This window comes from Streptomyces filamentosus, assembly GCF_014654895.1.
Classification (GTDB): domain Bacteria; phylum Actinomycetota; class Actinomycetes; order Streptomycetales; family Streptomycetaceae; genus Streptomyces; species Streptomyces filamentosus.
On the sequence record NZ_BNBE01000001.1, the window covers coordinates 3,085,832 to 3,107,321 of the forward strand.

General features: G+C 74.2%; 18 protein-coding genes. 7 read left to right on the plus strand and 11 right to left on the minus strand.

The annotated features are described in order from the left end of the window. Window positions 1–2 precede the first annotated feature (2 nt). Window positions 3–2,912 (minus strand): NACHT domain-containing protein, encoded by a 2,910-nt coding sequence (locus IE326_RS14010; RefSeq protein ID WP_190041659.1) that lies wholly within the window; start codon window positions 2,910–2,912, stop codon window positions 3–5. A 474-nt stretch (window positions 2,913–3,386) separates the two neighbouring features. Here IE326_RS14010 and IE326_RS14015 point away from each other — a divergent pair, with 474 nt between their 5' ends. Then, window positions 3,387–4,115, plus strand: coding sequence for a M23 family metallopeptidase (locus tag IE326_RS14015; RefSeq protein ID WP_150229035.1), 729 nt, complete (start codon window positions 3,387–3,389; stop codon window positions 4,113–4,115). 32 nt (window positions 4,116–4,147) lie between these two features. Here IE326_RS14015 and IE326_RS14020 read toward each other — a convergent pair whose 3' ends face one another. After that, window positions 4,148–4,705: a TetR/AcrR family transcriptional regulator gene (locus IE326_RS14020; RefSeq protein ID WP_150229033.1), complete on the minus strand. Its 558-nt coding sequence runs from the start codon at window positions 4,703–4,705 to the stop codon at window positions 4,148–4,150. Between the two features lie 106 nt (window positions 4,706–4,811). Between IE326_RS14020 and IE326_RS14025 the strand changes: the two genes are divergently transcribed. Continuing rightward, on the plus strand, window positions 4,812–6,395 hold the full coding sequence (locus IE326_RS14025) for an MDR family MFS transporter (RefSeq protein WP_190041660.1): 1,584 nt from the start codon (window positions 4,812–4,814) through the stop codon (window positions 6,393–6,395). 129 nt (window positions 6,396–6,524) lie between these two features. Here the strand turns inward: IE326_RS14025 and cseC are convergent, their stop codons facing one another. The 6 genes from cseC to IE326_RS14055 form a co-directional block, all read right to left on the minus strand. Further along, window positions 6,525–7,841 carry a two-component system sensor histidine kinase CseC gene (cseC, locus tag IE326_RS14030; RefSeq protein WP_190041661.1) on the minus strand — a complete coding sequence of 439 codons (1,317 nt, stop codon included), beginning with the start codon at window positions 7,839–7,841 and terminating at the stop codon, window positions 6,525–6,527. A 3-nt stretch (window positions 7,842–7,844) separates the two neighbouring features. Further along, the gene (gene cseB, locus IE326_RS14035) at window positions 7,845–8,555 is read right to left on the minus strand and encodes a two-component system response regulator CseB (RefSeq protein WP_030757808.1); all 711 of its coding nucleotides are present in this window, start codon (window positions 8,553–8,555) and stop codon (window positions 7,845–7,847) included. 51 nt (window positions 8,556–8,606) lie between these two features. After that, on the minus strand, window positions 8,607–9,392 hold the full coding sequence (locus IE326_RS14040) for a hypothetical protein (protein ID WP_150229028.1): 786 nt from the start codon (window positions 9,390–9,392) through the stop codon (window positions 8,607–8,609). Then, window positions 9,380–9,976 carry a SigE family RNA polymerase sigma factor gene (locus IE326_RS14045; RefSeq protein ID WP_030761041.1) on the minus strand — a complete coding sequence of 199 codons (597 nt, stop codon included), beginning with the start codon at window positions 9,974–9,976 and terminating at the stop codon, window positions 9,380–9,382. The genes IE326_RS14040 and IE326_RS14045 overlap by 13 nt, the downstream gene beginning before the upstream one ends. A gap of 307 nt (window positions 9,977–10,283) precedes the next feature. Further along, window positions 10,284–11,222, minus strand: a complete 939-nt coding sequence (locus IE326_RS14050) for an iron-sulfur binding domain-containing protein (protein ID WP_190041662.1) — start codon at window positions 11,220–11,222, stop codon at window positions 10,284–10,286. A gap of 33 nt (window positions 11,223–11,255) precedes the next feature. Then, on the minus strand, window positions 11,256–11,933 hold the full coding sequence (locus tag IE326_RS14055) for a phosphatase PAP2 family protein (protein ID WP_150229024.1): 678 nt from the start codon (window positions 11,931–11,933) through the stop codon (window positions 11,256–11,258). Between the two features lie 227 nt (window positions 11,934–12,160). On the opposite strand from IE326_RS14055, the gene IE326_RS14060 reads away from it, so the two are divergent. Then, the gene (locus IE326_RS14060; RefSeq protein ID WP_190041663.1) at window positions 12,161–13,051 is read left to right on the plus strand and encodes a hypothetical protein; all 891 of its coding nucleotides are present in this window, start codon (window positions 12,161–12,163) and stop codon (window positions 13,049–13,051) included. Between the two features lie 57 nt (window positions 13,052–13,108). Here the strand turns inward: IE326_RS14060 and disA are convergent, their stop codons facing one another. Further along, window positions 13,109–14,233 (minus strand): DNA integrity scanning diadenylate cyclase DisA, encoded by a 1,125-nt coding sequence (gene disA, locus IE326_RS14065; RefSeq protein WP_190041664.1) that lies wholly within the window; start codon window positions 14,231–14,233, stop codon window positions 13,109–13,111. Between the two features lie 382 nt (window positions 14,234–14,615). Beyond that, window positions 14,616–16,022, minus strand: a complete 1,407-nt coding sequence (gene radA / locus IE326_RS14070) for a DNA repair protein RadA (RefSeq protein WP_150229020.1) — start codon at window positions 16,020–16,022, stop codon at window positions 14,616–14,618. Between the two features lie 184 nt (window positions 16,023–16,206). Between radA and IE326_RS14075 the strand changes: the two genes are divergently transcribed. Then, window positions 16,207–18,024, plus strand: a complete 1,818-nt coding sequence (locus IE326_RS14075) for a BACON domain-containing protein (RefSeq protein WP_190041665.1) — start codon at window positions 16,207–16,209, stop codon at window positions 18,022–18,024. Between the two features lie 19 nt (window positions 18,025–18,043). Here IE326_RS14075 and IE326_RS14080 read toward each other — a convergent pair whose 3' ends face one another. Then, window positions 18,044–18,946, minus strand: a complete 903-nt coding sequence (locus IE326_RS14080; RefSeq protein ID WP_150229016.1) for a DUF3109 family protein — start codon at window positions 18,944–18,946, stop codon at window positions 18,044–18,046. Window positions 18,947–18,987: 41 nt separating this feature from the next. Here IE326_RS14080 and IE326_RS14085 point away from each other — a divergent pair, with 41 nt between their 5' ends. From IE326_RS14085 to IE326_RS14095, 3 genes are all read left to right on the plus strand, one after another. Continuing rightward, the gene (locus tag IE326_RS14085; protein ID WP_150229014.1) at window positions 18,988–19,932 is read left to right on the plus strand and encodes a Ppx/GppA family phosphatase; all 945 of its coding nucleotides are present in this window, start codon (window positions 18,988–18,990) and stop codon (window positions 19,930–19,932) included. 86 nt (window positions 19,933–20,018) lie between these two features. Beyond that, window positions 20,019–20,843 carry a sugar phosphate isomerase/epimerase family protein gene (locus tag IE326_RS14090; RefSeq protein WP_150229012.1) on the plus strand — a complete coding sequence of 275 codons (825 nt, stop codon included), beginning with the start codon at window positions 20,019–20,021 and terminating at the stop codon, window positions 20,841–20,843. Beyond that, window positions 20,840–21,451: a TetR/AcrR family transcriptional regulator gene (locus IE326_RS14095; RefSeq protein ID WP_150229010.1), complete on the plus strand. Its 612-nt coding sequence runs from the start codon at window positions 20,840–20,842 to the stop codon at window positions 21,449–21,451. The genes IE326_RS14090 and IE326_RS14095 overlap by 4 nt, the downstream gene beginning before the upstream one ends. Window positions 21,452–21,490 lie beyond the last annotated feature (39 nt).

Below are 21,490 nucleotides of genomic sequence, written 5' to 3' on the forward strand. Positions count from 1 at the left end.
TGTCATTCCACCCGGACGCCTGGGGGGAGGCGCTCGGCGCCGGGGAGGGGGGAGACCAGCGCGACGACCTGCCGCAGGGAGGGGAAGACCCGGGCCAGGGGCGCCCCGGCGGAGACCTCCGTGAGGTGGAGGGTCGTCACCATCGGCAGGACGACGTCGTCGGGGCAGGAGGCGAGGGCCTCGAAGGTCAGGGTCAGGTAGTCCAGCCAGTGCAGGTCGACCAGCGTCCGCCAGTCCTCCTCGCTGGTGGGCACCATCTCGCCCACGTAGACCTCGGACAGCTCCGGGTACCGGGCGAGGCCCGTGAGTCCGTCGGCGGGGGGATCGTTGGTGTACAGCCGGCGCAGGGGGGCCGACGGGAGGTCGGCCCACCTCCACGGCACGCCGGCCGGGAGGAAGGCGGAGAGCGTCTCCAGGGCCTCCTGCCGGAGCAGCCCGGCCGGGAAGACCTGTCCGGGGCTCCGGGTGATCGACAGTTCCGTGAGGTCGCAGCGCTCCAGCAGCGCCGTCACCCGCTCGTCCCCCACGCCTCCGCCGATCTCCAGCCGGTGCGGGGCGAGGTCGAGGCGGAGCAGTTCGTCCGCCTGGGCGTCTTCGGCGACGATGTGGCGCAGGTCCGTCGGGTCGAGGCGGGCGATGACCTCCTCCGCGTACGGGCGGGTCTCGAAGCGCTTCCAGGCCCAGACGAGCTGGGCCCGGATGTCCAGGGCCGGGTGGCCGGCGAAGCGCGCCAGGTAGGGGATCGCCGCGTCGACCGTGATGTGGCTCGCCGTGATCACCACCATCTCGGCCGACCTGTCGTCCAGCCCCTCCGGGCCCGGCAGCAGGTCCAGGACCATCCGGCCCACCGAGGCCAGCTCGCGGGCCTCGTCCGGGTCGCGGGGCGGGACGATCTCCCCCGTGCGGCGCGTGATCTCCTCCCGTACCTCCTGGGAGACCTCCGTGGCGTGGCCCAGGGCCGTCGCCGCCAGGAGGACCAGGCGGAGCCGGGTGCGGCGGTCGCCGGCCGCGTCCGCCGCGCCCAGCAGCTCGCGCAGGATCTCCGCCGCCTCGCGCGGGCGGGCGTGGCCGACGGCCATGCGGATGACGTCCTCCCAGCGGTCGTCGGTCGCGTGGCGGACGAGGACGCCGATGTCCCAGTGGTCGACCAGGGCCTTCGCGGCCAGGTAGTCCTGGAAGGTGCGGTGGACGAAGCCGACGCTGTCGGCGGTGGGCTCGCGCAGGAGGCCGCTGCGGTGGAGGAGGTGGGTGAAGACCCGGTCCGGCGGGGCGTCGGCGAGGCCCATGGCGGGGAGGGCGTCGGCGACCAGGGACTCCGCGCGGGCGCGGTCCATCTGGAAGCGGTCGTTGAGCGTCAGCCAGTACGCCAGGCGCTGGACGAGCTGGATCTGCGGGGCCTCGTCGAGGACGACGCCGTAGGGGGCGCCCATGCCGCGCTCGCGGTCGCGGCGGGCGAGGAGCATGGAGAGCGCCGCGTCGTAGAGGGGCTTGCGGCCGCGGGGGAGGTAGCCGCGCCGGTCGCGGTGGAGGGCGCAGACGAGGCCGCACATGAGGGGGTTCGTCGCCAGCTGGGCCACGTGCTCCGTCGTGCGGAGGGAGTCGAGGAGCTGCTGTTCGTACGGCGCGGCGGAGGGGCCCGCCGCGCGGTGCCAGCGGCGGACGAAGGTGGCGACCTCGGCGGGGGCCATGGGGGAGAGGGTCAGTTCGGTGAAGCCGTCGCGGGCGAGCCAGTCGTCGCGCACGGCGGTGGGGCGGGAGGTCACGAGCCAGCGGTTGCCGGTGCCGTACGCGGCGAGCAGCCCGCGCAGCCAGTCGCGGGCCCGGCCGCGCTCCGCCTCGGGGATCTCGTCGATGCCGTCGACGAGGACGAGGCCCCGGCCGGCGGCGAGGACCCGGTCGGCCCACCCGTCGGGCGGGGTGAGGGGGCAGTCGGCGGCGGAGAGGAACCGGTCGGCGTCGGGGAGCCGCTCGCCGTGGCGGGTGAGGGTGCGCAGCGGGAGGACGAAGGGGACGCGGCCGTGGAGGTAGCCCATGCCGTCGGCCGGGGGAGCGGCGCACGCGGAGACCGTCAGCCACTGGACGAGGGTGGTCTTGCCGGAGCCGGCCTGGCCCCGGAGCAGGATCCGGTCGTGGGTGGCGGGGGCGAGGTCGGCGCGCAGGGAGTGCGGCTCCCGGTGGTCGGGGTGGGTGCCGGGGGTCTCGCCCGTCGCCTCCAGGGACAGGTAGGCCACGTCGAGCGGCCAGTCCTCCTCGGAGTTGTGGAGGTCGATGCCGTAGATGGTGAGGTGGCCGTGGAGCCGGGCCAGGTGGGCCAGGTAGCGCCGTTCGAAGGCCGCGTCCTCGGCGGCCGGGCCCGGGTGGGCAGTGGCCACGGCGTCGAGCTTCGCGGCGAGCGCGGCCTGACCGCGGCTCTGTTCGACGAGGGTGCGGGCGACGAAGGAGGGGCGGCGGGTGAAGAACTCCAGGACGTGGCGGCAGGCCCACTCGGTGGCGGTCTCCAGGTAGTGGACGGAGTCCGCGGAGAGGCCGTCGGGGGCGGGCGCGGCGGCGCGCAGCCGGCGGGCGAGGGCCCGGTGGCCGAGGTGGACGGCCTGGACGTCGTCCATGTCGAGGTCGCCGAGGGCCAGTAGGTTCGCGGCGAGGGCGTCGGTGACGGCCTCGGTCTCGTCGGCGGGGAACGGCCGCTCGCCGGGGCCCTCGCAGGTCCGGTCCACCAGGGCCGCGGCGAGTTTCCGGACGTCCTTCTCGGTGAGGCTGCGCTTCTCGCCGCGGAAGGAGAGGAGGGAGGCGAGCCGCACGGGCCGGTCCGTGCCGGTGAGCCCCGCGCCGGGCACCTCGCTGACCAGCAGTTTCCTCAGCAGCGGGCCAATGGCGGCCGATGCGAGCCGGGCGCCGATGAGTGCCGGTTCCACGTGTGTCCCCCCGTAGGTCCCCTTGCGGTCAGCGTAGTGCGGGACGGCCTCCGGAGGCTTCCGGTTGCGTGATCCAGGTCCCAATGGCAGGGGCGGCGCGGTGACAAGGCGCACAGGGGTTTCGGGGGGTACTAGGCGGGGTCGTAGCAACCGCGAGGGACAAAACGGAACATAGGCGCATCAACCTCAGGGTCCTTGGTCCCGAGGGGGTCGAATCGGACGCCGTGCCGCGTTACGGGCCTTTCGCGACCTCTGCGACATGCGGCTAAACCCGAGAACTTGGGCAGATATGTCCGTTTTCGGGAGGTGCCTCCGGAGGTGTCAAGGGTTGTATTCCGGCGGAGATCGCTACGATCCGGTGTCGTAGATGGGGTGTTTTGGGATGACCTGGGTGGCGGGTTACCAAAGAACGGCCAGCCCGGCGCAACGCACCGATCGCGTCGGGTCCCGTTCTGTCCGGAGGTCTTCCCCCGTATGTCGAAGCGCGTCATGAACCCCGCCGTCCGCACCGCCGCCGTCGCCCTCGCCACCGCGGGCCTGGGAGCGACGCTGGCGGCCGGCGCCGGGTCCGCCTTCGCCGCCGAGAGCAAGGCCGCCCCGGTCGCCACGACCGCGGCCGCCGCCGTCAAGGCGCAGGCCGAGGCCCAGGCCAAGGCCGCCGCCCAGGTGAAGGCCGCCCATGCCCAGGCCGCCAAGGCGAAGGCCGCGAAGGCCGCCCAGGCCGCCCAGGTGAAGGCCGCGGCCAAGAAGGCCGCCGCCAAGCCGGCCGCCGCGAAGAAGGCCAGGGGCTGGGTCAAGCCGGTCACCTCGTACGCCCTCAGCGCCAGCTACAACCAGGGCGGCGCCATGTGGGCCCACAAGCACTCCGGCCAGGACTTCGCCGTCCCGGTCGGCACCCCGGTCAAGGCCGCGGGCGCCGGCACCGTCGTGAAGGCCGGCCCGAACGGCGGCGGCGACGGCCCCGCGTACGGCAACGCCATCGTGGTCCGCCACGGCAACGGCACGTACTCGCAGTACGCCCACCTGTCGAAGATCAAGGTCCACATCGGCCAGAAGGTCGCCGCCGGCCAGAAGATCGCCCTCTCGGGCAACACCGGGAACTCCTCCGGCCCGCACCTGCACTTCGAGATCCGCACGACCCCGAACTACGGCTCCGCCGTCAACCCGATGGCGTTCCTCCGCTCGCACGGCGTCGGCATCTGACGCACGGCGGCCGCCGCCCCGGCGCGGGGCGGCTACTGCTTCCGGTGGGCCCGGTCCACCAGGTCGAGGGCGACCCCGAGGACGGCTTTCTGCTTCTCCTCGGGGTCGCCCTCGACGTTCTGCATGAAGAAGGTGCCCGCGTGCAGCGTGAAGATCGCGCTGACGGAGCGGACCCGGTCCTCCATCGAGGAGTCGGGCTCCTGGAAGAACTCGTTGAGCCCGAAGAGGCGCTCCTTGAAGCTCATGCCGATGCTCAGCTCCCGCACGCTCGCCTGGTTCTCGTGCATGAAGCGGAAGAGGGGGGCGGCGCCGAGCAGCGCCCGCTGGTAGCGGCGCAGGATCTCGTGCCGGGTCTCCAGGGTGCGCGGCTGGTCGGCCGCCCAGGCCAGCAGCTCGTCGATCGGCCGCGTCAGGTCCTGGAAGATCCCGATGATGATGTCTTCCTTGGTCTTGAAGTGGTAGTAGAGCGCGGCCTTGGTGACGCCGAGGCGTTCCGCGATCTCCCGCAGCGAGGTCTTCTCGTACCCCTGCTCGGCGAAGAGTTCGAGAGCCACGTCCTGGATGCGCTGGCGGGTGTTGCCTCGGGCCATGGCTGTTCACTCCCACTTTTCCATAAACTTACTTGACGACCGGCAAGTGCCGCGTCTACCGTCCCCCAGTGTAGTAACTAGCCGGGCGGCAAGTAAGGGGACGGCCATGACGGACACCGCACCAAGCACCGAGCAGCAGGCCCAGGGGGAGCCGGAGTCACCGCGCAGCGTGCGTGTCGTCCTCCTCGCCCTCATGATCGCGATGCTCCTCGCGATGCTGGACAACATGATCATCGGCACCGCGATGCCGACCATCGTCGGCGAGCTGGGCGGCCTGGAGCACCTCTCCTGGGTCGTCACCGCCTACACCCTCGCCACCGCCGCCTCCACCCCCATCTGGGGCAAGCTCGGCGACATGTACGGCCGCAAGGGCGTCTTCCTCACCTCGATCGTCATCTTCCTGATCGGCTCGGCGCTCAGCGGCATGGCCCAGGACATGGGCCAGCTCATCGGCTTCCGCACGGTCCAGGGCCTCGGCGCCGGCGGCCTCATGGTCGGCGTGATGGCGATCATCGGCGACCTGATCCCGCCCCGCGAGCGGGGCAAGTACCAGGGCATGATGGCCGGCGTGATGGCGCTCGCCATGATCGGCGGCCCGCTGGTCGGCGGCACCATCACCGACCACTGGGGCTGGCGCTGGTCCTTCTACATCAACCTGCCGCTGGGCGCCGTCGCCCTCGCCATGGTCACCGCCGTCCTCCACCTGCCGAAGAAGCGGCGCGCGGCCGGCACCCGGATCGACTTCCTCGGCGCCGGACTGCTGACCGTCGGCATCACCGCGATCGTCCTCGTCACCACCTGGGGCGGCACCGAGTACGCCTGGGGCTCGGCCACCGTCGTCGGCCTCTGCGCCACCGGCGTCGCCGCGCTCGCCGCCTTCCTGTACGTGGAGACCCGCGCGAGCGACCCGATCATGCCGCTGCACATCTTCCGCAGCCGCAACTTCACCCTGATGTCCCTGATCGGCTTCATCACCGGCTTCGTGATGTTCGGCGCGGTCCTCTACCTGCCGATCTTCCAGCAGTCCGTGCAGGGCGCCTCGGCCACCAACTCCGGTCTGCTGCTCCTGCCGATGCTGCTGTCGATGATGGTCGTCTCGCTGGTCGTCGGCCGCTTCACCACCAGCACCGGCAAGTACAAGGCCTTCCCCATCGCGGGCGGCGTCCTGATGACCATCGGCCTGTTCCTGCTCTCCACGATGGACACCGGCACCACCCGCCTGGTCTCCGGCCTCTACATGGCGCTCCTCGGCGCCGGCATGGGCTTCCTCATGCAGATCACCATGCTCGTCGCGCAGAACAGCGTCGAGATGAAGGACATGGGCGTGGCCTCCAGCTCCACCACCCTCTTCCGGACCCTCGGCTCCTCCTTCGGCGTCGCCGTCATGGGCTCGCTCTTCACCAGCCGGGTGCAGGACGAGATGGCCTCCCGCGGCGGCTCCGCCCTCACCGAGCGGACCGCCCAGCTCGACGCCGCCAGCCTGGCGAAGCTCCCGGAGGCGCTCCGCGAGGCCTACCAGCACGCGGTCGCCGCCGGCACCCACTCCGCCTTCCTCGTCGGCTCGGCGGTCGCCGTCCTCGGCTTCGTCCTCGCCTTCTTCGTCAAGGAGGTGGCGCTGCGCGGCGCCGGCCCCGCGCCCGCGGAGAAGCCGGCCGGGGACGGCTCGGCGAAGGTCGCCGAGACCGTCTAGAAGACAGTGCGCACGCGCGTGGGGCCGGGTCTCTTCGGAGACCCGGCCCCACGCGCGCGTACCGGCCCTCGGGCAGGACGGCGACGAGGCGCTCACGGCCCCCCGGCCCCGCGCGCGCGTACCGGCCCGCTACCCCGGCAGCCGCAGGATCGGGAAGCTCCCCGTGTTCGTCGGCGCGTGGTCCGGCAGCCACAGCACCGCCACCGCCCCGCCGACCCCCTCCGGCGCGCCCTCCGAGGCCACGTTCCGGAAGGTCAGCCGGGCGCCGAGGACCCGCGCCTGACCGGCCGCGATCGTCAGGCCCAGGCCGTGGCCCTGCCCCGCGCGGTCGCTCGTCCCGGTGCGGAAGCGGCTCGGGCCCTCCCGGAGCAGCGCCTCGGGGAAACCGGGACCGTGGTCCCGCACCCGTACCACCCGGCCCTCGACGGTGACCTCCACCGGGCCCCTGCCGTGCTTGGCCGCGTTGGCCAGCAGGTTGCCGAGGATCCGCTCCAGGCGGCGCGGATCGGTCGACACCCAGGACTCGTGCACCACCCGGACCTCCGCGTCCGGGAACACCGCCCGCACCCGCCGGTCCACGAACTCGCCGAGCGCGATCTCCTGGAGCTCCGCCCGCTCCGAGGCCCCGTCCAGCCGGGCCACCTCCAGGACGTCCTCGACCAGCGTCCGCATCGCCTGCGCCCGGTCCCGCACCAGCTCGGTCGGACGCCCCGGCGGCAGCAGCTCGGCCGCCGTCAGCAGCCCCGTCACCGGGGTCCGCAGCTCGTGCGCGATGTCCGCGGTGACCCGCCGCTCGGCCTCGATCCGCTCGTGGAGGGCGTCGGTGAGCGAGTCGATCGCCCACGCCAGGTCGTCGGTCTCGTCCCGTACGACCCCGCCGACGGCGTCCCGGACCCGGACGTCGCCGTTGCCCTGGGCGACCCGCCCGGCCGCCGCGGCGGCCTTCCTCAGCCGCCGGGACAGCTGCCCGCCGACCAGGATGCCGAGCGCGCAGCCGCCGAACACCACCGACACCGAGCCGATGACCAGCGCCCGGTCCAGGTCCTTCATGATCGTGGCGCTGCGGTCGGCGAAGGGGATGTGCAGCGACAGCACGTCGCCGCTGGCCAGCGGCACCGCCGCCCACACGTCCGGCGGCCCGCCGTGCCGGTGCTCCTGCACGTACGTGCCCCGCCGCTGGTCGCGCATCAGCTGGTCGAGCTGGTCCGGCAGCGCCGGGTCGTTGAGCTTGGCGCCGAAGCGCGGCTCCTTCGGCTTCGAGGTCTCGTACAGGCGCTGGGCGAACAGCAGCCGTTCCATCTGGACCTCGCGCGCGTTGTCGAGCATCGAGATCCGGGCGGCGTTGTGCACGACCACGCTGAGCGTGACCGCGATCAGCGCGCCGACCGCCGCGATGGCCAGGGCGATCTTCCAGCGGACGCCGGTGCGGAGCGGGAGCGCTCTCACCGATCAGCCCCTGAGCTTGTAGCCGAAGCCGCGGACCGTCTCGATCCGGTCCTGGCCGATCTTGGCCCGCAGCCGCTGCACGTGGACGTCGACGACCCGGGTGTCGCCGCCCCAGCCGTAGTCCCAGACCCGCTCCAGGAGCTTGTCGCGGGAGAGCACCGTGTTCGGCGCGGACGAGAACTCCAGGAGCAGCCGCATCTCGGTCGGCGTCAGCGCCACCGGCTCGCCGCCCCGGCGCACCTCCATGCCCTCGGTGTCGACCTCCAGGTCCCCGTCGCCGAAGACCAGCGGCCCGCCGTCGCCGGCGGCCTCCCCGGCCGCGTCCCCCGCCCCGCTGCCGGCCGCGTGGCCGAAGCGCCGCAGCACGGCCCGGATGCGGGCCATCAGCACGGAGCCGTCGAAGGGCTTGGTGACGTAGTCGTCCGCCCCGGCCTCCAGGCCGAGGACGACGTCGATCGAGTCGGCGCGCGCCGACAGCATGATCACCGGCACGGTCGACTCGTCGCGGATCCGGCGGCACAGGCTGACCCCGTCCATGCCCGGCAGCATGACGTCGAGCAGCGCGATGTCGGGCCGGTGGGCGCGGAAGGCGTCGAGACCGGACAGCCCGTCGGGCATCGCGGTCACCCGGAAGCCGTCCCGCTCCAGGGCGAGCTGGGTGGCCTCACGGATGACGTCGTCGTCCTCGACGAACAGGACATGGGTCTCGGCCATCGTGCGGGTCCTTCGCTGGTGGGGTGTAATTCTCGGCCGGCGGCGGGGTCCTCAGCCGGCGGCGGGCTGGCTCGGCACCGGCTGCGGCGCCTCGGTGGGCCCGTCGCCCTCGCCGACGGCCCTGCTGTACTCGTTGTGCACCCAGTCGTGCCGGGTGAACTGGTTCCCCGACCAGCGGTACGTGATCACGTCCTCGCCCGACGGGTAGGCGACCGGGTCGTCCTCCGCGTACACCTGCTTCGTCACGATCAGGTCGCCGCGGTCGATGGTCCCGTAGACCGCCGCGTCCTCGGCCATGAAGACGTTCTCGTAACCGCCGGCGGTGGTCGTGCCGGAGGCGGCGGCGCTCCCGGCGCTCCGCTTGCGGTAGACGTACGTCCCGATGCCCACCGCGTCGCCGCAGGTCATCACGTTGACGACGACGTCGGGCGCGGCGCCGCCGGTGAGGTCGCCGTACGAGGTGTCCACCGGGTACGCGTCGGCCACGCAGGGCTTCAGATCGGCCTTCAGACGGGCGCCGATCTTCGGGTCGCCCTTCAGCAGCGCGATCGGGTCGACCCGGCCGGCCTCCTTCGCGGAGCCCTCGTCGGCGGCCCCGACGGACGGGGTGAGCGAGGCCGCGGCGGGCGCGTCGGAACGGGCCGCGCCCTCGTCGCGCGAACCCGTGCCGCCCGTGGAACACCCGGCCACGAACAGGCCGAGGGCGGCGAGCCCGGCCACCGCCGTGACGCCCGCCGCCTTGGGAGCGGCCCCCCGGGCCGTCCCGCCACGGGTCCCGCCGGCACCGCCGTCGACGGCTCTTTCGCCGTCGACCCCGCCGTCGTCTAGGCCGCGCACCGCTCTCGTCCCCCTCCGTCGCCTCGTACGGCCGCCGCAGCCGACCGCTGTCCTCCGGTCCGCTCCTCGGGCCGCCCCAGGGCGAGGGCGTTCAGATCGCGGCTCTCCAGCTCCTGGCGGAGCCGGGCGAGCGCGCGGTGGAGCGTGGACTTCACCGTACCCGTCGACATGCCCAGCGCCGCCGCGGTCTCCTCCGTGCTCATCTGCTCCCAGTGCCGCAGCACCACGACGCTGCGCTGCTTGGGCGCCAGCACCTTGAGGACGTCCATGAGCAGGGCCCGGTCGGCGTGCTGCTCGGTCGCGTCGTCCACGCTCGCGTCCGGCAGCTGCTCGGTGGGCACCTCCTCCAGCCGGCGCGCCCGCCACCACTCCGTCCGCGTGTTGATCATGACCCGGCGCAGGTACGCGTCGGCCAGCGACTTGTCCGCGATCCCGTCCCACCGTCCGTACGTCCGGACCAGGGCCGTCTGGAGCAGGTCCTGCGCGTCCACCGGATCGGGGACCAGCCGGCGGGCACTGCGCAGCAGCGCGTCCTGCCGCGTGCGGACGTACTCCTCGAAGTCGAGCACCTCGCCCTGGCTCATCCCAACCGCCTTCGCATCCCCGTGACCTGCTTGTTCTCCGTGTCGAGGACGACGCTACGGAGCGGTTGTCACGGGGTTGTGCGGGGCAGCCGTCGGTGGGCGCACGGCTGCCCATCGGTTGTGTAACAGCGGGATCCGGGATCCGGGATCCCACATCCAGGATCTTGGATCCGGCATTCAGGATTTTGGATCCGACATCCACGATCCAACGTCCAGGATCTTGGATCCAACGTCCAGGATCTTGGATCCAACGTCCAGGATCCTGGATCCGGGGCGGGCAGGCCGGCGCCGACCGAGTCAGGTCAGTTCAGGTCAGCGGAAGCCGGTACCGGCCGCCGTCCAGGGGTTCCACCAGCCCGTCCGAGACCAGACCGTCGAGGGCGCGGCCGCGCTGGACGGGTTCGTCCCAGACGGCGTCGAGGGCGGACTGGGGGACGGGGCCGGGGGAGTCGCGGAGGACGGCGAGGAGCCGGCCGCGGACCTGGCGGTCGGTGCCGGCGTAGGTCTGGCCGCGGCGGGGCGGGCCGTCGTGGGCGGGCTTGCCGGCGAGCAGCCAGGCGCAGCGGTCGGAGAGGGGGCAGCGGCCGCAGTCCTCGTTCTTGGCCGTGCAGACGAGGGCGCCCAGCTCCATCGAGGCGGCGGCCCAGCGGGCCGCGGTGGCCTCGTCCTCGGGGAGCAGCTCGCGGGCGAGGCGCCGCTCGGCGGCGGTGGTGGCGTTCGGCGGGTACTGGACGCCGCTCGCCGCGCGGGCGAGGACCCGGCGCACGTTGGTGTCGAGGACCGCGTGGCGCTGACCGTAGGCGAAGGAGGCGACGGCCGCGGCGGTGTACTCGCCGATGCCGGGGAGGGCGAGGAGCTGCCCGTGGTCGCTGGGCACCTGGCCGTCGTGCCGGTCCCTTATCGCCACGGCCGCCGCGTGCAGCCGCAGCGCCCGGCGCGGGTAGCCGAGCCGGCCCCAGGCGCGGACGGCCTCGCCGGGCGGCTCGGCGGCCAGGGCGGCCGGGCTCGGCCAGCGGGCCAGCCACTGCTCGTACACCGGGAGCACCCGGACGACGGGGGTCTGCTGGAGCATGAACTCGCTGACCATGACGCCCCAGGCACCGGCCTCGGGGCGGCGCCAGGGGAGGTCGCGGGCGTGCCGGTCGAACCAGGCGAGGACCGGACCGTGCAGCTCGGCGCGGGCGGTGTCGGACGGGCCCGTGCCGAGGGGGGCGGGCCGGGAGGAGGGGGCATCGATGGAAGTCATGGCACCCCCGATCCTGGCACGTCCGGGGAGTGATCAGTACGCGCCGTGGCGCGCCCGCGCACGGCGCCCGGGGCGCGTGGAGGCGTGCGCCGGGGTCGCGGGCCCCCGGCCCGCGCACCACACGACCGCCGCGCTCCTGCTGGAGCGGGCCGTCTCCACCAGCGCGCCCACCGGCTTCCGCCCGGCCCGCATGACGAGGAAGGCGACGAGGGCGCCGAGGAGCAGGCCCGCGGTCACGTCGTGCGGGTAGTGGACGCCGACGAAGACGCGGGAGAAGGCCATGAGGATCGCCATGGGCACGGTCAGCCACACGATCCCGCGCCAGGAGAGGGCGAGCGCCACGGCGGCGGCTCCGGCGATGGCCGAGTGGTTGCTGGGGAAGGACCAGTCGCCGTAGACGGGGCAGTCGATGAGGGCGGCGGGTGCCCCGGCGACGGCCCGGCACGGCCGCTCCTCGTCGATCAGCGACTTCAGGGCCTCGCTCACCACGTATCCGAAGGCCGTGGCGAGCGGGGCGAGGAGCGCGAGGGCCATCGCCTGGCTCGATCCGGTCCGAGAGCGCCACCACCCGGCCAGGAACAGGGCTCCGAAGAGCAGCAGTCCGAGCTCCGTCCAGACTTCGGCGAGCCACTGGAACCAGTGCGGTGTGGTGTGCGCGAAGTCGAGGACGTCGAGGTAGAGACGGTCGGAGAGGTCGAGGAGGTTGTCCATGGTGCATGACGCTAACCGGAACCACGACCTTCGTGCCCTGGGCCAAGGAAGGATCCGACCCCTGACGAAAGTGGGGGATGGGCGTGAGGAGGGGTGATTTCCGGTCCCCGCGCGGGGAGTTCCGCTCCGCGGCCGATCCGATCATGGATGTGATCATCGGCAAAACTTGGGGTCTCGGGCGGCGGGTGGGGCGGGAGTTGGACCGGATCTCTCGTAAGGTTCGGGTCGTGGGATCTTTGCGCAATCCGGTCGGGCCGCTTCCCTCCACCATCTACTGGCGACGGAGGGCGGTCGCGCTGTGCCTGATCGCGCTCCTCGGCCTGCTCACGTTGTGGGCCGTCACCTCCGGTGACGGGGGCGGGAAGAAGTCGAACGACGCGGCCAACGGCGCGTCCCCCGCGCCCTCCATCACCCCCGGCCCCGGCGGGACCGGACCGGCCATCAGCCAACAGCCGGGCGGCCGCGACGAGTCGGGCGGATCCGGCGACTCCGGTACGGGAGACGGCTCGGGGCCGGGTTCCGGTTCGGGCGCGGACCCCGGCTCGGGCAGCGGTTCCGCCTCCGGTACGGACACGGGCTCGGGCGCGGACCCCGGCTCCGGTGACGGTTCCGGCGACGGCTCCGGTACGGCGGGCAAGAACGGAGACACCGACGGCGCGGGCGGCGACGGCGGGGCCGGCAGCGGCGCGGGCCAGCGCGTCCCGGCCGGTTCGCAGCTCCCCGACTGCCCTGTGAACGCCCTGGAGTTGAAGCTGGAAAGCGTCAAGCTCGAGTACGAGCCCGGCGAGAAGCCCCGCTTCCACCTCGTGGTGAAGAACACCTCCGGCGCCGACTGCAAGGCCGACCTCGGCCCCCGCGCCGCGGTGCTGAAGATCAGCGACCCGCAGAACGAGCGCCTGTGGGCCTCCGACGACTGCCCGCGCCCCGGCGACCCGGTGCTGCTGAAGGTCCCCGCGCACTCCACGATCACCCACACCGTGGAGTGGGACCGCCGGCGCAGCGCCCCGCGGTGCGCCACCGCCCCGGCGGGCGAGGCGGCCCCGGGCAACTACCTGCTGGAGGCGTCCCTGCCCGGGGCGAAGGTCCTCGCGGCCCCGTTCACCCTCGCCAAGGACTGACCGCACGGGGCGGACACCACGTCTGCCCCGGCGCACGGCCGCGGGTCCGCCCCGGGGTCAGACGTACCGCTCCAGGATCGAGGACTCCGCCAGCCGCGACAGGCCCTCGCGGACGCTGCGGGCGCGGGCCTCGCCGACGCCGTCCACGGCCTGGAGGTCGTCCACGCTCGCCGCGAGCAGCTTCTGGAGGCCGCCGAAGTGCTCCACCAGGCGCTCGATGATCGCGCCGGGCAGGCGCGGCACCTTGGCGAGCAGCCGGTAGCCGCGCGGCGAGACCGCCGAGTCGAGGGTCTCGGGCGAACCGCTGTAGCCCAGGGCCCGCGCCACGACGGGAAGTTCGAGGAGCTCGGTGTGCGAGAGCGCGTCCAGCTCGGTCAGCGCCTCGGCCACCGTGCGGGACCGCTTGACGGTGGGCTCCGGCACGTAGTCCCGGATCACCAGCTCGCGCTCCGGCTCCACGCCCGCGATCAGCTCGTCGAGCTGGAGCGAGAGCAGCCGGCCGTCGGTGCCGAGCTCGACGACGTACTCCGCGATCTCGGTGGCGATCCGGCGGACCATCTCCAGGCGCTGGGCGACGGCGGTGACGTCCCGCACGGTCACCAGGTCCTCGATCTCCAGCGCGGAGAGCGTGCCGGCCACCTCGTCCAGGCGGAGCTTGTACCGCTCCAGGGTCGCGAGCGCCTGGTTGGCCCGGGACAGGATCGCGGCCGACTCCTCCAGGACCCGCCGCTCGCCGTTCACGTACAGCGCGATCAGCCGCATCGACTGGGAGACGGAGACGACCGGGAAGTTGCACTGCTTGGAGACGCGGTCCGCGGTGCGGTGGCGGGTGCCGGTCTCCTCGGTGGGGATGGAGGCGTCCGGGACCAGCTGCACGCCGGCCCGGTGGATCTTGGTGATGTCCTTGTCGAGGACGAGCGCCCCGTCGAGCTTGCACAGCTCGCGCAGGCGCGTGGCGGCGAACTCGACGTCGATCACGAAGCCGCCGGTGCACATCGAGTCGACCGTCTTGTCCATGCCGAGGACGATCAGGCCACCGGTGTTCCCGCGCAGGATCCGCTCCAGGCCGTCCCGCAGGGCGGTGCCGGGCGCGACCGCGCTCAGGGCCGCGCGCATCAGCGCTTCGTTGCCGGAGCCTGTGCCGGACTTTCCAGGAGCTGCTGCCCCGTCCTTGGCTGCCACTGCACTCCTCCGGCTCGTACGGATGGGCGAGACCAGGGCAAAGTCTAGCGACACCACCCAGCCGCCCTGGGCCGCGCGCCGGTCCGGGGCGCTCCGGGCGGGCACCCACCGGGGCGGCCCGGTCGCGATCCGCCCTACCCGCTCGGCCGAGCGCCTACCCCTCGACCGCCCCACCGGAGTACCCCCGGGACGCACGAACGGCCCCGCCGACCACCCCGCACCCGCCGGGACCCGCCCGGCCCGTCCGCACCCGTCCGCATCCGTTCGCACCCACCAGGACCTGCCCGTCCCGCCCGACCCGTCCGCACCCGCCCGGCCCCGCTCGTACCTCCAGGCCCCCCGTCCCGGCTCCCTGCCCCCGGCTCCCGCCCCTCCGGGCCCGTCAGCCGGCGGACTCCTCCGGCGGCCGGGCCGCGCGGCGACCGCGGGGCAGGACCCGCAGGGCGTCGCCCATGTCCGCGACCTCCGTCACCTTCATGCCCGGCGGCACCTTGCCCGGGTCGGACGGCACCAGCGCGTGGGTGAAGCCCAGCCGGTGCGCCTCGGCGAGCCGCCGCTGGACGCCCGTCACCCGCCGGACCTCGCCCGCGAGCCCGACCTCGCCGATCGCGACCAGGTTCTTCGGCAGCGGGGTGTCGCTCGCGGCGGAGGCCAGGGCGAGCGCGATCGCCAGGTCGGCGGCGGGCTCGGAGAGCTTCACCCCGCCGACGGTGGCGCTGTAGATGTCCCGCTTCCCCAGCGCGCTGATCCGGCCGCGCTGCTCCAGCACCGCCAGCATCATCGAGACCCGGGAGGTCTCCAGGCCCGAGGTGGTCCGGCGCGGCGACGGGATCTGCGAGTCCACGGTCAGCGCCTGCACCTCGGCGACCAGCGGACGGCGGCCCTCCAGGGTGACCGTGAGGCAGGTGCCCGGCACGGCCACGTCCCGGCGGGTCAGGAACAGTCCGGACGGGTCGGCGAGACCCGTGATCCCCTCGTCGTGGAGCTCGAAGCAGCCGACCTCGTCCGTCGCCCCGTACCGGTTCTTCACGCCCCGGACCAGGCGCAGGCGCGCGTGCCGGTCGCCCTCGAAGTGCAGGACCACGTCCACCAGGTGCTCCAGGAGCCGGGGACCGGCGATCGCCCCGTCCTTCGTCACGTGGCCGACGAGCAGCGTGGACATCCCGCGCTCCTTGGAGGCCCGGATCAGCGCGCCCGCGACCTCGCGGACCTGCGCCATGCCGCCGGGGGCGCCGTCGATCTCCGGGGAGGCCACGGTCTGCACCGAGTCCAGGATCAGCAGCGAGGGCTTGACCGCGTCCAGGTGGCCGAGGACCGCCGACAGGTCGGTCTCCGCCGCCAGGTAGAGGTGGTCGCTCAGGGCGTTGATCCGGTCCGCGCGGAGCCGGACCTGGCTCGCGGACTCCTCGCCCGTCACGTACAGCGTGCGGTGCTCGTCGCTGGCCGCCTTCGCCGCCACGTCCAGCAGCAGCGTGGACTTGCCGACGCCCGGCTCGCCCGCGAGCAGCACCACCGCGCCGGGCACCAGGCCGCCGCCGAGCACCCGGTCCAGCTCGTCGACGCCGGTCGTGCGGGCGGTCGCCTGCCGGCCGTCGACCTGGGCGATGGGGACGGCGGCGGAGGAGACCCGGCCGGCGGCGGTGGTCCGGACGGCGGGCGCGCCGTACTCCTCGACCGTCCCCCATGCCTGGCATTCGGGGCAGCGGCCGAGCCATTTGGCCGTCTGCCAGCCGCACTCGGTGCAGCGGTAGGACGGCCGGTCCTTGGCGGTTTTCGTACGGGCAGCCATGCTCCACACCGTAGCCGCCGCCACCGACAGCGGACCGCCACCCGCGCCCCGTCTGTGGACAACCCCGGCCCCCGGCAGCGGAACACCCCGTTCCTGTCCCCTTTCGAGTGAGGGGTTCACCCGTAAGGCTGAGAACGGCGGATCCGGTATGAAGAGTGCCCTTCCGCGCGCCTACGGTCGCCCAGTGACGAGCAGCAGGCTGGACTCCTCCCGCACCCCGGGCGCGCACCGGGCGCGCCGCGGCCCGCAGCAGGGACCGCGCACGCACGGCCAGCGGCCCCCCGCCCGCTACGAGGCCGCCCTCGACGGGCTCTTCACGTACTGCCTCTCGGTCCTCTGCGACCACGACACGGCCACCGCCGTCCTCGGCGACGTCCTCGCCGCCGCCGAGCGCCACCACGGCCGCTGCCCCTCCGACGAGGAGGGCAGGACCGCCTGGCTGTACGCGCTCGCCCGCTGGGCCTGCCTGCGCAGCCTCGGCGAGCAGCGCCGCCGGCGCCAGGGCGCGCACACCGGCCGCCCCGCCGTCACCCCGGCCGCGCCGCCGCCGGTCTCCGCGGAGACCGCCGAGCGCCGCCGCGCGGAGCTGGCCACCCTCGCCTGGCCCGAGGCCGCCGGCACCACCCCCGAGCAGCGCGAGGCCCTCGAACTGGCCGTCCGGCACGGCCTCACCCCGGCCCAGGTCGCCGCCGTCCTCGCCCTCGACCCGCAGGCCGCCCGCGAACTCCTCGCCACCGCCGGCTGCGAGGTCGAGCGGACCCGCGCCGCGCTCGCCGTCGTCTCCACCGGCAGCTGCCCCACCGTCGCCCGGCTCCTCACCGGCGACCAGCGGGTGATCCTCTCGGCGGCCCTGCGCGCCGAGCTCGTCCGGCACGTCGACGACTGCCCGGTCTGCCGCCGCACCGCCGAGCGGGTCGGCGCCACCGCCCCCTGGCCCGGCGGGGGGCCGCGCCCCGTCCAGGACCGGCTGCCGCTCGTCGAGGCGCCCCGGGCCGCCGCCTACATGGCGATGCTGCACGTCCCGCGCGCGCGGACGGGCGCCCCCCGCTTCGCCCCGACCGGCTTCCCGATCGACCCCAAGGACGTCGTCGCCCGCCGGGACCGGATGCGGGCCCGCGCGGTCACCACCACCGTGGTCGCCGCTGTGGTTGCCGCGCCGGTCCTCGCCCTGTGGACGTCCTACCGGGGGGTCCCCGCCGTCGCGGAGGCCGGACGGGACGGCTCCCGGGTCAGCGCCGGGGAGAACGGCGGGACGGACGCGGACGGCCGCTCCTCCGACCGGTACGAGAACGCCGGCAGCGCCCGTACGACCCCGGACTCCCGCTCCACCCAGGCGAGCCGTTCCCCCGGCGTCTCCGTCGAGGTCGTCACCCCCGCCAGGCCCGCGGGCCCCACCGCCCCCGCCCGGCCCGGCGACCCGGCACCGGGCTGGATCGGCGTCACCGCGCGCTGCCTCGGCGACGTCACCCTGATCACCCTCACCGGGCAGGGCGGCACCCCGGTCGACTGGGAGCTGTGGACGGACGCGCCCTGGCTGTACGTGAGCCGGGCCTCCGGCACCCTGGGGCCGGGCGAGACCGTCACCGTCGCCGTCCGCGTCGACCGGGCCGGGGAACCGCGCGGCCCGTGGAGCGCCCGGATCGGCGTCGACCCCACCGGGGCGGTGCTGCGGATCAGCGGCCGGGGCCCCGCCGCCCCGGTCGACGACCGGGTGGTGCCGCCCCCGGCGGCCACCACGGAGCCCACGACCCCGCCGACCGCACCGCCCACCGGCGTGCCCACCGTCCCGCCGACCGTGCCCACGCCCCCGACGACGCCCCCGCCGACCACGGAGCAGCCCACCACCCCGCCGCCGACCACCGAACCGACCACCCCGCCCCCGACGACGGAGCAGCCGACGACCCCGCCGCCGACCACGGAGCCCCCGACCGAGCCCCCGACGACCGAGCCGACGACGCCCCCGCCGACCACGGACGAACCGGCCCCGCAGCCCACCTCCTGAGGTCCGCGGGACCCGGCGGCTACGGCTTCGGGTCGGCCGGGTGCGGCGCCACCATGGGCAGCGAGGAGGCGAGCCGCGCCTCGCAGAGCCCGACCAGCACCTCGTACGCCTCCGCGCCCATCATCTCGACCAGCTCCGGCCGGTACGAGACGTAGACCGGCTCCCCGCCGCCGTGCGCGGAGGTCGCCGAGGTGCACCACCAGTGCAGGTCGTGACCGCCCGGGCCCCAGCCCCGCCGGTCGTACTCCCCGATGGACACCTGGAGCACGCGCGTGTCGTCGGGCCGGTCGATCCAGTCGTACGTCCTGCGCACCGGCAGCTGCCAGCACACGTCCGGCTTCGTCTCCAGCGGCTCCCGGCCCTCCTTCAGGGCCAGGATGTGCAGCGAGCAGCCCGCGCCGCCCGCGAAGCCCGGCCGGTTCTGGAAGATGCACGAGCCCTTCCAGCGGCGGGTCTGCCGGTCGCCGTCGTCGTCGACCTGCGTCCATCCCGTCTCGCTGCCGACGTCGTGGAACTGCCACAGCTCCGGCGTCAGCTTCGCCACGTGCTCCGCGACCCGCTTCTCGTCGTCCTCGTCGGAGAAGTGGGCGCCGAGCGTGCAGCAGCCGTCCGCCGCCCGGCCCGCCTGGATGCCCTGGCAGCCGCTGCCGAAGACGCACGTCCACCGCGAGGTCAGCCAGGTCAGGTCGCAGCGGAAGACCTGCTCCTCGTCGGCCGGGTCCGCGAACTCCACCCACGCGCGCGGGAAGTCGAGTCCCTGCTCGTCGGGCTCGGCGCCCTTGCGCTGCTTCGTCACGCCCTTGACGGGCGGCTTCGCGCCCTCCACGTCGCGCGCGTACTTCACGTCCCGCACGTCCTGAGCGGCCCCGTCACCGCCGGAGGCACTGTCTTTGCCCGGCTTCGCCTTTTTCGTCTTTGGCACAACGCCAAGCGTATGCGGGTCGGCGCAGTAGCGTTTCCGCCATGAGACTCGGAGTCCTCGACGTCGGTTCGAACACTGTGCACCTGCTCGTGGTGGACGCCCACCCCGGCGCCCGCCCGCTGCCCGCCCACTCCCACAAGGCGGAGCTCCGCCTCGCCGAACTCCTCGACGAGCGCGGCGCCATCGCGCCCGGCGGCGTCGAGCGGCTCATCGGGACCGTCCGGGACGCGCTCCACGCGGCCGAGGACAAGGGCTGCGAGGAGGTCCTGCCCTTCGCGACCTCCGCCGTCCGCGAGGCCACCAACGCCGACGACGTCCTCGCCCGGGTGAAGGACGAGACCGGGGTGGACCTCCAGGTCCTCACCGGCGGCGAGGAGGCCCGGCTCACCTTCCTCGCCGCCCGCCGCTGGTTCGGCTGGTCCGCGGGCAAGCTCCTCCTCCTCGACATCGGCGGCGGCTCCCTGGAGGTCGCCTACGGCATCGACGAGGACCCCGACGCCGCCGTCTCCCTGCCGCTCGGCGCGGGCCGGCTCACCGCCGGCTGGCTGCCCGGCGACCCGCCCGACACGGAGGACGTCAAGGCGCTGCGCCGCCACGTCCGCGCCCAGATCGCCCGCACGGTCGGCGAGTTCAGCCGCTTCGGGAAGCCCGACCACGTCGTCGCCACCTCCAAGACCTTCAAGCAGCTGGCCCGGATCGCGGGCGCGCCCGGCTCCGGAGAGGGCCTCTACGTGGAACGGCTCCTCACCCGCGCCTCCCTGGAGGAGTGGGTGCCGCGGCTCGCCGCCATGACCGGCGGCGAGCGCGCCGCCCTGCCCGGCGTCTCCGAGGGCCGCGCCGCCCAGCTCCTGGCCGGCGCCCTGGTCGCCGAGGGCGCGATGGACCTGCTCGGCGTGGACCGGCTGGAGATCTGTCCCTGGGCCCTGCGCGAGGGCGTGATCCTCCGCCGCCTCGACCACCTCCCGGAGGTCCTGGCGGGCGCGTGAGGGCCCCGCGCCCCCGGAGCCGGGGCGTGCGGAGGGTGACCGGAACCACCCTCCCGCGCCCAGGTGGGCCCCGTACCCTGTCTGTCGTGGCAGAACCAGCGGTGCGCGTCCCGGATGCGAAGGTCGCCCTGTCGACGGCCTCCGTCTACCCGGAGTCGACGGCGACGGCCTTCGAGGTCGCCGCGCGCCTCGGCTACGACGGCGTCGAGGTCATGGTGTGGACCGACCCGGTCAGCCAGGACGTCGAGGCGCTGCGCCGGCTCTCCGACTACCACCAGGTGCCGATCCTCGCCGTCCACGCCCCCTGCCTCCTCATCACCCAGCGCGTCTGGTCCACCGACCCCTGGGTCAAGCTCCGGCGCGCCCGGGCGGCCGCCGAGAAGCTCGGCGCGTCCACGGTCGTCGTCCACCCGCCCTTCCGCTGGCAGCGCCAGTACGCCCGCGACTTCGTGACCGGCATCTGGCGGATGGCCGACGAGACCGACGTCCGCTTCGCCGTCGAGAACATGTACCCGTGGCGGTACAAGGACCGCGAGATGCTCGCGTACGCCCCCGAGTGGGACGTCACCAAGGACGACTACCGGCACTTCACCGTCGACCTCTCGCACGCCGCGACCGCCCGCACGGACGCCCTCGCGATGGTCGACCGCATGGGCGACCGGCTCGGGCACGTCCACCTCGCCGACGGCCGCGGCTCCGCCAAGGACGAGCACCTGGTGCCCGGCCGGGGCACCCAGCCGTGCGCCGAGCTCCTGGAGCGCCTCGCGGTGAGCGGCTTCGACGGACACGTCGTCATCGAGGTCAACACCCGGCGCGCGATGTCCGCCGCCGAACGGGAGGCCGACCTCGCCGAGGCCCTCGCCTTCACCCGGCTCCACCTGGCCTCGGCGTCCCGGGGCACCCGCGCGTGAGCGACGCCTCCCCCCGGCGCCGCGGCCGCCCCGCGCGGGCCGCCGGCGACACCGCCCCGGGCGCCCGCGAGCGCATCCTGGAGACGGCACGGACGGAGTTCGCGGAGCGCGGCTACGACAAGACGTCGGTCCGCGGCATCGCCAAGGCCGCCGGGGTCGACCCGGCGCTGGTGCACCACTACTTCGGCACCAAGGACGAGGTCTTCGCGGCGGCGATCGAGGTCTCCTTCGAGCCCGCGCTGGTCGTCCCGGCCATCCTCGACGGCCCGCGCGAGGAGGTCGGCGAGCGCCTCGCCCGCTTCTTCGTCGGCGTGTGGGAGAACCCGGCGACCCGGGCCCCGCTGCTCGCGGTCATCCGCTCGGCGGTGACCCACGAGGCGGCGGCGACGGTGCTGCGGAACTTCGTCCTGCGGCGCCTCCTGGAGCGGATCGCCGCGGGCCTCGCCGTGCCGGACCCCAGGCTCCGGGCCGAGCTGGCGGCCTCGCAGATGATCGGGATCGTGATCCTGCGGTACGTCGTCCGGGTCGAGCCGCTGGCCTCGGCGGACCCGGAGCGGATCGTGGCCGACGTGGCCCCGACGCTCCAGCGGTACCTGACGGAGGCGTGACCGCCCGCGCGCGGCGCGGCCGGGGCGGTCCGGCGGGGC

Coding starts and splice junctions, on each gene's coding strand:
- IE326_RS14020 (WP_150229033.1), bottom strand. CDS start 4,705: ATGGCCCGAGGCAACACCCGCCAGCGCATCCAGGACGTGGCTCTCGAA.
- IE326_RS14025 (WP_190041660.1), top strand. CDS start 4,812: ATGACGGACACCGCACCAAGCACCGAGCAGCAGGCCCAGGGGGAGCCG.
- IE326_RS14085 (WP_150229014.1), top strand. CDS start 18,988: ATGAGACTCGGAGTCCTCGACGTCGGTTCGAACACTGTGCACCTGCTC.
- radA (WP_150229020.1), bottom strand. CDS start 16,022: ATGGCTGCCCGTACGAAAACCGCCAAGGACCGGCCGTCCTACCGCTGC.
- IE326_RS14015 (WP_150229035.1), top strand. CDS start 3,387: ATGTCGAAGCGCGTCATGAACCCCGCCGTCCGCACCGCCGCCGTCGCC.
- IE326_RS14050 (WP_190041662.1), bottom strand. CDS start 11,222: ATGACTTCCATCGATGCCCCCTCCTCCCGGCCCGCCCCCCTCGGCACG.
- cseB (WP_030757808.1), bottom strand. CDS start 8,555: ATGGCCGAGACCCATGTCCTGTTCGTCGAGGACGACGACGTCATCCGT.
- IE326_RS14055 (WP_150229024.1), bottom strand. CDS start 11,933: ATGGACAACCTCCTCGACCTCTCCGACCGTCTCTACCTCGACGTCCTC.
- IE326_RS14045 (WP_030761041.1), bottom strand. CDS start 9,976: ATGAGCCAGGGCGAGGTGCTCGACTTCGAGGAGTACGTCCGCACGCGG.